Annotated in this window: 12 protein-coding genes; 6 read left to right on the top strand and 6 right to left on the bottom strand. The window is 28.6% G+C overall.

Annotation, left to right across the window (positions count from 1 at the left end; all coding sequences use genetic code 11):
- Positions 1-269 precede the first annotated feature (269 nt).
- A complete protein-coding gene (locus tag WG951_RS17105) occupies positions 270-1,040 on the top strand; it encodes a sulfite exporter TauE/SafE family protein (RefSeq protein WP_105048142.1) in 771 nt (256 codons plus the stop codon).
- Between the two features lie 113 nt (positions 1,041-1,153).
- Positions 1,154-1,945: a TerC family protein gene (locus tag WG951_RS17100; RefSeq protein WP_105048141.1), complete on the top strand. Its 792-nt coding sequence runs from the start codon at positions 1,154-1,156 to the stop codon at positions 1,943-1,945.
- Positions 1,946-2,407: 462 nt separating this feature from the next.
- Here WG951_RS17100 and rny read toward each other — a convergent pair whose 3' ends face one another.
- The 3 genes from rny to WG951_RS17085 all read right to left on the bottom strand — a co-directional run bounded on the left by rny (position 2,408) and on the right by WG951_RS17085 (position 4,803).
- Positions 2,408-3,976, bottom strand: coding sequence for a ribonuclease Y (gene rny / locus WG951_RS17095; protein ID WP_105048140.1), 1,569 nt, complete (start codon positions 3,974-3,976; stop codon positions 2,408-2,410).
- 232 nt (positions 3,977-4,208) lie between these two features.
- Positions 4,209-4,499 carry a cell division protein ZapA gene (locus WG951_RS17090; RefSeq protein ID WP_105048139.1) on the bottom strand — a complete coding sequence of 97 codons (291 nt, stop codon included), beginning with the start codon at positions 4,497-4,499 and terminating at the stop codon, positions 4,209-4,211.
- 13 nt (positions 4,500-4,512) lie between these two features.
- Positions 4,513-4,803 carry a hypothetical protein gene (locus WG951_RS17085; RefSeq protein WP_105048138.1) on the bottom strand — a complete coding sequence of 97 codons (291 nt, stop codon included), beginning with the start codon at positions 4,801-4,803 and terminating at the stop codon, positions 4,513-4,515.
- 148 nt (positions 4,804-4,951) lie between these two features.
- On the opposite strand from WG951_RS17085, the gene WG951_RS17080 reads away from it, so the two are divergent.
- A complete protein-coding gene (locus tag WG951_RS17080; protein WP_105048137.1) occupies positions 4,952-6,655 on the top strand; it encodes a M23 family metallopeptidase in 1,704 nt (567 codons plus the stop codon).
- A gap of 64 nt (positions 6,656-6,719) precedes the next feature.
- A complete protein-coding gene (locus WG951_RS17075; RefSeq protein ID WP_245893469.1) occupies positions 6,720-9,110 on the top strand; it encodes a TonB-dependent receptor in 2,391 nt (796 codons plus the stop codon).
- 4 nt (positions 9,111-9,114) lie between these two features.
- Here WG951_RS17075 and WG951_RS17070 read toward each other — a convergent pair whose 3' ends face one another.
- Positions 9,115-9,507: a hypothetical protein gene (locus WG951_RS17070; RefSeq protein WP_105048135.1), complete on the bottom strand. Its 393-nt coding sequence runs from the start codon at positions 9,505-9,507 to the stop codon at positions 9,115-9,117.
- Between the two features lie 102 nt (positions 9,508-9,609).
- Positions 9,610-10,017, bottom strand: coding sequence for a response regulator transcription factor (locus WG951_RS17065; protein ID WP_170062863.1), 408 nt, complete (start codon positions 10,015-10,017; stop codon positions 9,610-9,612).
- A gap of 84 nt (positions 10,018-10,101) precedes the next feature.
- Here WG951_RS17065 and WG951_RS17060 point away from each other — a divergent pair, with 84 nt between their 5' ends.
- Positions 10,102-11,925, top strand: a complete 1,824-nt coding sequence (locus WG951_RS17060; RefSeq protein WP_105048133.1) for an ATP-binding protein — start codon at positions 10,102-10,104, stop codon at positions 11,923-11,925.
- Positions 11,918-12,544: a response regulator transcription factor gene (locus WG951_RS17055; protein WP_105048132.1), complete on the top strand. Its 627-nt coding sequence runs from the start codon at positions 11,918-11,920 to the stop codon at positions 12,542-12,544. Before WG951_RS17060 ends, WG951_RS17055 begins: the two co-directional genes overlap by 8 nt.
- On the opposite strand, the gene bcp is transcribed toward WG951_RS17055, so the two are convergent.
- A complete protein-coding gene (bcp, locus tag WG951_RS17050) occupies positions 12,541-12,993 on the bottom strand; it encodes a thioredoxin-dependent thiol peroxidase (RefSeq protein ID WP_105048131.1) in 453 nt (150 codons plus the stop codon). The two genes, WG951_RS17055 and bcp, sit on opposite strands and share 4 nt — an antisense overlap.
- Positions 12,994-13,086 lie beyond the last annotated feature (93 nt).

Raw genomic sequence — 13,086 nt, 5'->3', positions numbered from 1 at the left:
ACTAATTCTTTTGATCTTAATTCACTAATCTCACTTAAAGAAAGTTCTTTATTTTTAAATTAAAAAGCTATTAAGTATAACAAAGTGGTCTTTTTTATCTATTTAATATTTCAACAATATACCATATCTTTATAAAAAGAAAAGCTAAAGCTATAAAATTACTTAGTAGTTGATATTAAGAAATCATTTAATTCTTAAATTTTATCATTATTTATGCTACCTTTATTTTTTATTACTAAAATATCTTCTTTTTTTTCTAAACTTTTAACTTGTTAATAGACACACTTTTTACTTATTGGCCCATTATATTACTCTTTTTTACTGTTGCTATTTTATATGCGGCTGTAGGATTTGGTGGCGGATCTAGTTATTTAGCTATTTTGGCTTTAACAGGTATTGTTTTTACTCAAATTAGAGCAACTTCACTTTTGTGTAATATTGTTGTGGTTGTAGGAAACGTATTTTTATTTCATCAACAAAAAGCCATTCAATGGAAAAAAGTGATCCCCCTAATTACCTTTAGTATTCCTTTGGCTTATTTAGGTGGATACCTAAAAATAAGTCAACAATTCTTTTTTATTCTATTAGGGCTTACATTACTTTTTGCAGCAATTACCATGTGGATTTCAAAAAAAATAATTTCTTCGGATGAAAAAAACAACTCTTCAACACCAATAAGAAATGCTAGTTTTGGAGGAATCATAGGCTTTGTTTCTGGAATGGTTGGAATTGGTGGTGGTATTTTTTTGGCTCCTTTACTACATCTTACCAACTGGGATACTCCTAAAAAAATAGCCGCTACGGCAAGTATATTTATACTCGTAAATTCTATTGCTGGTTTATTGGGGCAATATTCTAATCCAGATTTTATTATTGATTGGAACTTAACATCTTTATTATTAATTACTGTTTTTATCGGCGGACAAATAGGTAGCAGAATGAGTCATAATTACTTTAGTCCCATTCAATTAAAAAAAGCAACTGCCATTTTAATTGCCTTTGTAAGTTTACGTATTCTATGGAAATATCTTTTTATTTAATTCTCTTTAGAAATTAAAATTTTTAAAACTCCTACTTTCAATCTTTCAAAAATAATATTGTGTAATCAATACAATCGAAATATCTTTGAAACATCTATAAAAAAAAATAAAAAATGTTAGGAATTCTTTTTACGTTATTAATGCTTGTTTTATTACAAGCTGTGCTTGGTTTTGACAACCTCCTTTATATTTCATTAGAATCTAAAAAAGCACCAGAAGCAGATCAAAAAAGGGTTAGAAAAGTAGGTATTTTAATCGCTATCGTATTAAGAATCGTTTTACTTTTTGTATTGGTTTCTATTATTGATTTTTTTCAAGAACCTTTTTCTTTTTTATCTGGAGGAATTACAGATATTATTCATTTTGCATTTAACGGTCATAGTATTATTGTACTTCTTGGTGGTGGTTTTATCATCTACACCGCTATTAAAGAAATTTGGCACATGATTTCTACTAAAGGACTTGAAGTATCTGACATGGCTACAGAGCAAAGTACAAAATCTTCTAATGCCGTTATTACTAGTATTGTTATTATGAATTTGGTTTTTTCTTTCGATTCTATTTTAGCTGCCATTGGTCTTACTAGTGAAATAGAAAGTGCTACAACCGCTTTTATCGTTATGGCAATTGCTATTGTAATAAGTGGTTTATTAATGCTTGTAATGGCCGATAAAATATCTACTTTCTTATCAAAAAACAGAATGTACGAAGTGCTTGGTTTATTTATCCTTTTTATTGTGGGAATTATGTTGGTTACAGAAGGCGGACATTTAGCACATTTAAAACTGTTTGGAGAAGAAATTGTACCAATGAGTAAAACAACATTCTACTTTGTATTGGCTATTTTAATAGTTGTTGATGTTGTACAAGGAAGATATCAAAAGAAGTTACTTTCTCAGAAATAAGAGAATCTAAATTATACTAAAAAGGGTTTCAAATAAATGAAACTCTTTTTTTTGATTTTACATTAATTTTGTTGAACAATAATTAGCTTAAGTTAAACAAATTAATTACATTTGCTTTAATTAGTTTCGGGGGAAACTAATTAATTAATAGTCAGATATATTGTCACACTTGATAATAGATTATTAAAACCGTTACTCTATAGTAACGGTTTTCTTTTTACAAACAATAAATAGCAATAGTAACAGATAAGCAACCAAAAGCTATTCTAGTGGTTTATCTATCAAACATCAAAAGCTTAATTATTATCTTTTAATAAAAGCAACCTGCAATCTCATTACATACATATAGTGCAAAAAAAAAATCCTATTATAAATTATAATAGGATTTTTTTGATATTTATTTTCATCGAATAATACTATTCGATTACATTTATACTGTATTAACAGAAAGTAATAGCATTTTTACTTAGCTACATTAACCGCTCTAGTTTCTCTAATAACAGTTACTTTTACCTGACCTGGATACGTCATATCGTTTTGTATTTTTTGAGAAATACTAAAAGACAATTCTGCTGCTTTGGTATCATTTACTTTACCACTTTCTACCATTACACGTAGTTCACGTCCTGCCTGAATAGCATAAGCTTTTTGAACACCTGCAAATCCAAATGCAATATTTTCTAAATCTTTTAAACGCTGAATGTAAGAATCTAATACCTGACGTCTTGCCCCTGGTCTTGCTCCTGAAATAGCATCACAAACTTGTACAATTGGCGCTATTAACGTTTTCATTTCAATTTCATCATGGTGTGCTCCAATAGCATTACAAACATCTGGTTTTTCACCATATTTTTCTGCCCATTCCATACCTAATAAAGCATGCGGAAGTTCGCTTTCTGTATCTGGCACTTTACCAATATCATGCAATAAACCTGCACGTTTTGCTACTTTAGAGTTTAAGCCCATTTCTGCAGCCATAATACCACAAAGATTAGCTACTTCTCGCGAGTGTTGTAATAAATTCTGTCCGTAAGAAGAACGATATTTCATTCTACCAACGGTTTTTATCAATTCTGGATGTAAACCATGAATCCCTAAATCTATAACAGTTCTTTTACCAACTTCTATAATTTCTTGTGTAATTTGGTTCTCTGTCTTTTTAACAACCTCTTCAATCCTAGCAGGATGAATTCTACCATCCGTTACTAATTTGTGCATTGCTAATCTTGCAATCTCTCTTCGTACAGGATCAAAACAAGAAAGAATAATTGCTTCTGGAGTATCATCTACAATAATTTCTACACCAGTTGCTGCTTCTAAAGCTCTAATATTACGTCCTTCTCTACCAATAATTCGTCCTTTAACATCATCAGACTCTAAGTTAAATACAGACACACAGTTTTCTACGGCTTGCTCTACACCTACTCTTTGTATGGTTCCTAAAATAACTTTTCTAGCTTCTTGTTCTGCTGTTAATTTAGCTTCTTCAATAGAAGTTTGTACAAAAGCCATAGCTTCTGTTTTTGCTTCGTCTTTTAAAGATGAAATCAACTCTTTTTTAGCATCTTCTGCAGATAAACCAGAAATTTGCTCTAGCATGTCTACATGACGCTTGTGCATTTTTTCTAGCTCAGTTTCTTTATTTTCTAAAAAGTCTAATTTTTTATTAAACTCCCCTTCTTTATGTTCTAAAGATTTATTTAATCTTTTATTTTTATCTACTTCAGATGCTACTTGAGACTCTCTATCTCTAATACGTTTTTCTACATCAGAAATCTTTTTTTCTCTACTAAGAATTACTTTTTCATGCTCTGCTTTTAATTCAATAAACTTTTCTTTTGCTTGTAATATTTTCTCTTTTTTTACAGAATCTGCATCTATTTTTGCCTCTTTTAAAATTGCTGCAGCTTCTTTTCTTGTTCCACTAAGTATCTTTTTCCCTTTTGCTTTTTCTAAAGCATTTGCAATTAAAAATCCGACTGCAATTCCTATCAAAACTCCCACAATAATGGGAAGTATCATTCCATCCATAATTTAAATTTAATATATAAAAAAAGCCTACATTAGTGTGGTTTTTTAAACTCCAAATATGTTACTTATAGGACTAACTAACTGTTCAAGGATCCACTTGGTACTGAAATAAATTCAGCAGCTATGGCTTGCTATAGTAGTTAAGACTCATCCTTCATAATTGAATCGTGTTGAGTTTAATAAACAATGTACTAACGTAGGCAGTGTGTTGTTAATGTATATTTTAAAGAACTTATTTTAAATGAGAATCAACCAAATTAGTTAACTCTTTTATTTTATCTACTACTTCTCTATCTGTAGAATCCTTTTCTATTGATGTTATTTCTACTTTAGAAGCAAATTGTAATGCACACATTGCTAAAACATCTTGTTTATCGCTTACTGCATAATTTTCTTCATACATAGAAATTAACTTATTAATAGCAGTTGCGGCTTTTCTCATGCCTTCCTCTTCTTTAGTGTTATTCACACTTAAAGGATAGGTTCTACCTGCTATAACAACATTAATTTTAAGTTTTCCCACAATTTAATGAACTTTATTTGTGTAATTCTATAATACACTTATCGATTTCTCGAATTAAAGTATTTATTTTGAGTTTTGTATCTCTTGTATTTGTACTACTGCCGTCTATAGTTTTTGCAATCTTAAGCAAATCATATTCTTTTTGCTGTTCTGCTAATAATCGCTGACTTTCAATTAACTGATGTTGTAATTTGTTTGTACTTTGAAGCAATATTTCATTTTCATTCTTTAAAAATTCATAATTAGATAATAAGCTTTGTAGCTTATCTTCCAGTAAATGAATTGCTTCTATTGTATTACACATCTAAATCTTAAGAATAAAACTATAACTACAAAGTTAACATTCTGTTTTAAACTTTACAACATTTTGTTACTTATTTTATCAATACATTAAGGATTAACCGTTTAATCAAAAAATGATTTTTACTATTTTTGCATAAAATAATCGCATTTTGAAACAAACAGTATTGTTATTCACATTCTTATCTACTTTTTTTAGTTTTTCCCAAGAAAAATATCCCCAAGACTATTTTAGAAACCCTTTAGACATTTCTACTGTTTTAGCGGGTACTTTTGGCGAATTAAGGAGCAACCACTTTCATTCTGGAGTGGATATTAAAACTCAAGGAAGGGAAGGTTTAAAAGTTTATGCACCTGCAGATGGATATGTCTCTAGAATAAAAGTAGCACAATATGGTTATGGTAAAGCTCTTTATATTACACATCCAAATGGATTTACTACCGTATATGGGCACTTAAGTAAATATGCTGATAAAATTCAAGAATATATAAAAGAACTTCAGTATAAGAAAGAGAACTATGAAACTGGTAATTTATTTTTTAAAGAAGATAAATTTCCTGTAAAAAAAGGAGAAGTTATTGCGTATTCTGGAGACACAGGTAGTTCTGGAGGACCACATTTACATTTTGAAGTGAGAGATACTAAAACAGAACACGTAATTAACCCATTGTTTTTTGGATTAAAACCAGAAGATACAACCTCTCCTCTTTTTCTAGCATTAAAAATATATCCGCTTAACAACAACGCAAGAATTAATAATAAAAATAAAAGCTTGGTTCTTCCTTTAAAAAGTATAAAAAAAGGCAGTTATTCAGTGAATAAAATTGCTGCTTCTGGAATAATTGGTTTTGGTGTAAATGTTTTTGATAGACTAGATAAAGCAAATAATAAAAACGGAATTTATAGTTTAGAAATGTTTGTAAACGGAAAACGTTTTTACCATCATGATGTAGAAACTTTTTCTTTTGCAGAAAGTAAGTTTATTAACTTACACATCGATTATCCACATTATAAAAAATACAAGAAAAAATATCAAAAAACATATAAGGAAACGGCAAACAAGCTTTCTACTTACGAAGGATTGATTAATAATGGGAAAATAAACATAAAAAACGGATTGAATTACAACATAGAAATTATTGCTAAAGATTACAAAGGCAACCTTAGTTCACTTAAAATACCTATAGTAGGAAAAGAAAGTAATGCTATTTTTACTCAACAAAAAGATACAACTGCTTATAAAATTGTAGCTAAAAACTTTTATAAATTTACGCAAAAAAATGTAACCGTTGCTTTTCCTAAAAACACCTTTTATGAAGATCTTTATTTAGATTTTAAAGTGGATAAAGGCGTTGCTAAAATCCATACACCTACCCTTCCTTTAGATAAAAGTTTTACTTTAACTTTTAATGTTTCTAAATATTCTGAAACAGAAAAACAACAACTTTATATTGCTAATGTAGAAAACGCAAAATATCCGTGGTACCAATACACCAGAAAAAAGGACAGTACTTTTTACACTACAACAAAAACGTTGGGCAAATATGCTTTAGTTAGTGATACTCATAAACCAAAAATAAGTTTATTGTATTTTAAAAATAACCAATGGATTTCTAAAAGTAAAACCATTAAAGTAAAAATTTCTGATAGTGGTTCTGGTATTAAAAATTACAGAGCTACCATTGATGGAAAATGGATACTAATGGAGTACAATCATAAAAAAAGAATATTAACCTATAATTTTAGTGATAATAAATTGGTTGGTAGCAAACATATCTTTAAAATTGTAGTCTCGGACAATGTTGGAAATACGAATACACTTTCTGCAACGTTCTTTAAGAAACAAGTAAACTAATATGTATCTAAAAAAAGTATTTCTAATTTTATTATTGCTACCTGTTTGCTCATTTGCTCAAAAAATGACTATTCTAAAGGGAACTGTTAAAGATAAAAACAAGCAACCTATAGAAAAAGTATCCATAAAATATAACAACGTGGGTACAACCACAGATAAAAATGGTAATTACCAAATTAGAATTCCTTACAGAGAAGAAATCATACTAGTTTTTAGTCATTTATCTTACAGAACTTATACTAAAAAATATATTGCAAATAGTAGAAATGGAGTTCGTTACTCTGTTACACTTACTTCTAAAACAGAAGAATTAAAAGAAATAGTTATTAAAGATAACATTAGAAATGCACAGGGTGTAAAGAAAATTGACATTGCAGTTGTTAAAAATGTTATTGGACCAAATGCTGGTGTAGAAAACGTTTTAATGACCTTACCTGGTGTTAGTAATAACAACGAATTAAGTACTCAATACAATGTTAGAGGTGGTAATTTTGATGAAAACCTGGTCTATGTAAATGGTATTGAAATCTACAGACCTTTTTTAATTAGATCTGGTCAACAAGAAGGGTTGAGTTTTATCAACTCAAACATGGTGCAAAACATTAATTTTTCTGCAGGTGGTTTTCAGGCCAAATATGGCGATAAATTATCCTCTGTTTTAGACATTACATATAAAAAGCCAACTGAAACAGCCACCACTATTGATGCTAGTTTATTAGGTGCTAGTGCTACTTTTGAAGGGCAGTTTTTAAATAAAAAATTAAGTACAATTACAGGTATTAGATATAGAGATAACAGCTTGTTTGTAAATAGCAAACAAATTGAAACCAATTTTAAACCAAAATTTACAGATGTACAAACCTATTTATCTTATGAGTTTTCAGAAAAATTCTCATTAAATTTCTTAGGTAACTTTTCTTTAAATGATTACAATTATCAACCACTATCTAGAAGAACACGTTTTGGTACTGTTGCAAATCCTTTAGAGTTAATTGTTTTTTATTCTGGTCAAGAACAAGATAAATACTTAACAATGTTTGGTGCTTTGTCTGCCGATTATAAAGTAAGTGATAATTTTACTTTAACAGCAACCGCATCTAGATACAATACACAAGAAGAAGAACATTTTGATATTGCAGCTGCGTATAATTTAGGTGAAATTGATGCAAATATTGGTTCAGAAAATTTTGGCGAAGTAGATTTTTCTCAAGGAATTGGTTCTCAATTAAATCATGCCCGTAACGATTTAGATGCGTTAATAACCAATCTGCAAATAAAAGGAACCATTAAAAAAGGTGACATTCAATGGAACTTTGGAGCTAAATATCAAAAAGAAGATATTAGAGATCGTATTAGAGAGTGGGAAGTTATAGACTCTTTAGGCTTTGCTATAAGACCGCCTTTCCATAGTTCTAACAATCAACCTTATCAGCCTTTTGAAGGCGAAATAACCCCATATCAAAACATTAGAAAAGACAATAATGTTGCTATCAATAGAGTTTCTGGTTTTGTGCAATTTAACCAACGTTCTTTTTGGAATGAGCATGAGGTTTTTTATAACTTAGGAATTAGATCTCAAAGTTGGTCAGTAACAGGAAATGGTATTGCATCTAAAAACCAAACCATTATTAGTCCTAGAGGTCAATTTGCCATCAAACCTAATTGGGACAAAGACATGTTGTTTCGTGTTTCTGGTGGATGGTATTCTCAACCACCTTCTTATAGAGAGTTAAGAGACTTTAATGGAGATATTAATGTAGATGTTAAAGCTCAAAAATCGATTCACATGGTGGCAGGAATGGATTATAGTTTTCAAATGTGGGAGAGACCTTTTAAGCTAACAACAGAATTGTATTTTAAAGATTTATCTGATGTAAATGCCTATTCTATAGACAATGTTAGAATACGTTATAGAGCAGACAATGTAACTACAGCCTATGCAACCGGATTAGATATGCGATTAAATGGAGAGTTTGTTCCTGGTAGTGAAAGTTGGGTTAGTTTAGGATATTTAAAAACAGAAGAAAATATTGATAACAAAGGTGCTATTGCAAGACCTTCTGATCAACGAATTAAATTCGGAATTCTTTTTCAAGATTACGTACCGAATTTACCAAACCTAAAAGCCTATTTAAACTTGGTATACAACACTGGAGTTCCAGGTGGTTCTCCATCCTATGCAGATGTTTATAATTTTCAAAACCGTTTAAGAGATTATAAACGTGCCGATTTAGGAGTATCGTATATTTTTGTAGATGCAAATAAACAATATACAACAGGTTGGATGTCTAAATTTAAAGAATTATCCGCAGGTTTAGAACTCTTTAATATGTTTGATATTCAAAACTCTATTACCAATACTTGGGTTAGAGATGTGTATTCTAAAACCCAATTTGGTATTCCTAACTTTATGACAGGGCGTGTATTAAACTTTAAAGTTGGTATGAAGTTTTAAATTATTATCTAAAACAATCTGATTTTTTAGGATACTTGTTAGAGCTTAATAAATCTCTTCTATAAAATAATACTTTACCTACAGAGATATTAGATTTTTTTGCAGACATGCCTAAAAACAACTCCTTTTTCCCTTTTCTAGCAAAATCATAAGTTAAGTCTTGATGCAGTGCTTTTTGAACACCTTTGTATCTATAACATACTAACAAACCATAAACACCCGAACTTTTAGTTGGCTTTTTAGCTTTCATATCATAAGAATTTGGTGTAACAATTAATCTAGCATTACCATATTCATTTTCTTCTAATAACGTTTTAACATTAGTAATTGCTTGTGAATTGATGTTTTGTGCTATAAACATTACACCAATAATAAATAATTTTGTTGTTTTGTTCATCTTATTTAAATTTAAATAATTAATACATTCTTTTTTAATAAAAAAAGCGAACAGGTTTTAATTTGCTCACTTTCTTCATTCAAACAAATTTACTTCTCCTTTTTATATTTTATCTAAAACATTAAATGCGTTGGCATATTTATACAAATCAAATATAGATTCTAACTCTAATTTTTGTTTTATATTTTTTCTATGAGTACTAACAGTTGTCGGTTCTATAAAAAGTTGTGTTGCAATTTCTTTGGTTGATTTCCCTAAAACAACCAACTCAAAAATTTGGCTTTCTTTTTTAGTTAACGAATAAAATTTAGCTTTATTCAATTTTTTAAAACGCTTTTCTTCTTGTAAATTTTTAGAAAACTTTTTAAGATATGAAAGGTCTTGCAACCCTAGATTATAAAAACGCAAAAAATCTTCAATAAGATTTATAGGTATTTCTTTATCGCTAATTTGATATTTATTATCAATCGATTTTAACTCGTTATACTCATACAATTTTTTAACTTCCATAGCATAAATCATTTTTCATAAGCAAAATTAGGTTGTACTCATAAAAAAAAAACCATACTTTAGTCGGGTCTTTAAATACTAAATGTGAAAATTAAACTCCCCCTACTCTTATTTTTCTTTGCTTTATGTTCTTTTTCACAAAAAGAAGCACCTTCTGTTTATAAATCTATTTCATACTTTAAACACCCTACCAAAGACACTGTTTCTTTTACTAAAATTATTAAAAACCACAAAGAAGGAAAATTTCAAGTAGAAAAAAACCCGAAAATTTATAAAAAAATAGAAGAAAACACTTTGTGGAATCATTTTGAATTGCAGCCATCTACCATAAAAAATGACTACAAATATTTTACAATTGCCGACCCATATTTACCTTACGGAAAAATATATTTAAAAATAGGTGATAAAATTGACTCTCTTTATAAAGTTTCTAATAACAAAGAATTTCCTCATAAAAATATATTTTACAGATACCCTGTTTGGAAATTACCTATAGATACTGTTAAAACTACAGATGTTTTTTTAAAAATTAAAAATACAGACACTAGAACCCGATTATCTTACTTTTTAGAGACTGAAAATCAATTTTTAAAACGTGTAGAAACCGAGTATTTTTCATTTGGCTTGTTTATAGCCTTTCTAATTTCCATGGCTTTTATTTTGGTGTTTTTTGCCGTTATAAAAAAAGAATATGCCGTTTTATTTTACGCCTTATATATTTTTACGGTATTAATAGAATTTTTAGCTGGTAAAGCAATTGGAGTGCAATATTTTTGGTCTGGTAGCGAATTTGCAATTAATAATATTAGAAGCCTTAGCCAAACAATTGGAGTGGCAGCTATTGGATATTTTTATTTAAAATTTTACAAACTAAACAAATCTCAAATAATTCCTAAATTACTTTTTAAGATTGGTACTTATATTGCTTTAACTCTCCTATTATTCTATTTGTATAAATTTTTCTTTGGTGGACTTATTACTTTATACCTTTATGTTTGGACTATCTTAAAAATAATAATTTTTATTTGGGTTTTAAACCACTTGTATTTAACCATTACAAAACAACTACCAATATACTTGGTTATCGCTTTTATACTACCTATACTAGCCGTAATAAATGGGCAAATTATGAATCCGAGTGTCTACAATCCGCTAGCCATAAAATTTAGTGGTCCGGCAATTTACTACATCGCTTTATCTTTAGAAATTTTACTTTTTACTCGGTTTATTTTTGGATCTGTCATAGAAACTCAGTTTAAATATTTTAAACTTAAAAAAATAAGCGATGAATTAAAATATAATTTTCAAAATAAAACCTTAGCATTTCAGCACGCAGAAAGAAATAATTTAGTAAACAATGTACATGATACTTTTGGTGGTTATTTAGAAGCTTTAAAACTTCGTTTATTACAAAACGATGAAAAATCACCAGAAAAAGTAAAAGAAATTTTAGATGCTTTTTATAACGATTACAGATATTTACTAAACAGTTTATATGCCCCCAAAATTAATTCTGATAATTTTATAGATAGTTTAATAGAGTTCTGTTCTAAAATTGATAATTTAACAAAACACAAAATTAGCTACAACTTCAATCTTAAAAACATCGAACTTTCTCAAGATAAATGTGTGCATCTGTATCGAATAATTTCAGAATTAACTACAAATGCAATAAAATACTCTAAAGCATCAGAAATAAAAATTAGTATGAATGCCCATAAAAACCAACTCATAATACTTAACGTTACCGATAATGGTATTGGTTTTAATGAAGACTTAGTGCTAAAAAAAGGTTTTGGTTTAGAAAGCGTAAAAAAAAGAGTAGAACAAATAGAAGGAACTTTAAAAATAGACACAAGTAAAAAAGGTTCTAATTTTGAAATAAAAATACCTATAACCAATGATTAACCCCCCAATAAAAATTGTTATTGCAGATGATAATCGCTTTTTTTGTGACGCTCTAAAAGATAGTTTAAATGCTCATACTGAATTAAATGTAACCCATACTTTTACTACATTAAAAGAATTGATTCAATATACAAACAGTTGTAATTTAGACGTTTTAATATTAGATGTAAATTTTAATGGTCAAAATTCTTTAGATTTTATTGATGAAATAAAGAAAGTAAATAACAATTTTAAAATTATTGCTTTAACAACAATGAATAATAATTTTATTAAAGAAAAAGCGATAAAAAATGGTGTGGATGTTTTTGTAGGAAAAGACGGAAATCTGGCTAATTTTAAGACAATGATACTAAATTGTTTAACAGATAAAACTGTTAAAAAAGATAAAACCTCATCAAAAATTATTATAGATAATTACACATTTACAAAACGAAAGCTAGAAATATTACAAGCTTTATTTAAGCATTCTGATAAAAATGAAAAAGAACTTTCGGCAATATTACATATTACAGAAAGTTCTTTAAAATCTCATAAAAGAGAGCTTTTTGAAATTACAAATACTAAAAGCACTCCAGAATTAATCAAATTCGGAATTCAAAAATCTTTAATAGTTGTTTAATCTAAAATCTGAGCAGCGTGTGCTTTTGTTTTTACTTTTGCAATAACATCTTCTATTACTCCATTTTCATCAATTACAAAAGTAGTTCTATGAATTCCATCATATTCTTTACCCATAAATTTCTTTGGTCCCCAAACACCAAAAGCTTCAATAACAGCTTTATCTTCATCTGCTAACAACGGAAAAGGTAATTCGTTTTTGTTAATGAAATTTTGTTGTCTTTTAGCAGAATCTGCACTTACGCCCAAAACATCATATCCTTTAGCTAAAAAAGATTGATAATTATCTCTTAAATCACAAGCTTCATTAGTACAACCTGGTGTACTTGCCTTTGGATAAAAGAATAAAACCAATTTCTTACCAGTATAATCAGATAATTTTATGGTGTTTCCTAAATTGTCTTTTGCTTCAAACTCCGGAGCCTTATCTCCTATTTTTAGTGATGTCATGTTTATCTTAGTTTTTAAAGTTTAAAAGTACAAAGAAAAATTTACTGAAGTATAACAAAGAGCATAACAAAAACCACAGTTTTACTTAAACTG

This window comes from Polaribacter butkevichii (genome assembly GCF_038024105.1).
Lineage (GTDB): Bacteria > Bacteroidota > Bacteroidia > Flavobacteriales > Flavobacteriaceae > Polaribacter > Polaribacter butkevichii.
This window is presented reverse-complemented; position numbering and strand designations above follow the sequence as displayed.

Excerpts from the sequence above, each read along its gene's own strand:
- WG951_RS17100 (WP_105048141.1), top strand. The coding sequence starts at position 1,154 with ATGTTAGGAATTCTTTTTACGTTATTAATGCTTGTTTTATTACAAGCT.
- rny (WP_105048140.1), bottom strand. The coding sequence starts at position 3,976 with ATGGATGGAATGATACTTCCCATTATTGTGGGAGTTTTGATAGGAATT.
- WG951_RS17085 (WP_105048138.1), bottom strand. The coding sequence starts at position 4,803 with ATGTGTAATACAATAGAAGCAATTCATTTACTGGAAGATAAGCTACAA.
- WG951_RS17075 (WP_245893469.1), top strand. The coding sequence starts at position 6,720 with ATGACTATTCTAAAGGGAACTGTTAAAGATAAAAACAAGCAACCTATA.
- WG951_RS17070 (WP_105048135.1), bottom strand. The coding sequence starts at position 9,507 with ATGAACAAAACAACAAAATTATTTATTATTGGTGTAATGTTTATAGCA.
- WG951_RS17065 (WP_170062863.1), bottom strand. The coding sequence starts at position 10,017 with ATGGAAGTTAAAAAATTGTATGAGTATAACGAGTTAAAATCGATTGAT.
- WG951_RS17055 (WP_105048132.1), top strand. The coding sequence starts at position 11,918 with ATGATTAACCCCCCAATAAAAATTGTTATTGCAGATGATAATCGCTTT.
- bcp (WP_105048131.1), bottom strand. The coding sequence starts at position 12,993 with ATGACATCACTAAAAATAGGAGATAAGGCTCCGGAGTTTGAAGCAAAA.